The 278-nt window shown below is 49.6% G+C and carries 1 protein-coding gene; it reads left to right on the top strand.

The window, feature by feature from the left end:
- Positions 1-278, top strand: a 278-nt coding sequence (locus QP437_RS10015) for a secondary thiamine-phosphate synthase enzyme YjbQ (RefSeq protein ID WP_285267732.1), incomplete at both ends; no start/stop codon positions are given.

The raw sequence follows: 278 nt of genomic DNA, 5'->3' as shown, positions 1-278 counted from the left end.
GCCAAATCTCGTGGGTTTCATCTGGTAACGGATGAAATTCTGAATCAGCTGGCTGATATGCCGCGCGTTAACATCGGCTTACTGCATCTGTTGCTGCAACATACCTCCGCCTCTCTGACACTTAATGAGAACTGCGATCCCACCGTACGCCACGACATGGAGCGTTTTTTCCTCCGCGCCGTTCCCGATAACGGAAATTATGAGCATGACTATGAGGGAGCAGACGATATGCCTTCTCATATCAAATCCTCAATGCTGGGAACATCGCTTGTATTGCC

Origin of the sequence: Haemophilus sp. UMB1048 (assembly GCF_030218125.1) — a bacterium.
Lineage (GTDB): Bacteria > Pseudomonadota > Gammaproteobacteria > Enterobacterales > Pasteurellaceae > Haemophilus_D.
The sequence above is the reverse complement of the archived record's forward strand: the minus strand, read 5'-3'. Positions and strand labels throughout refer to the sequence as shown.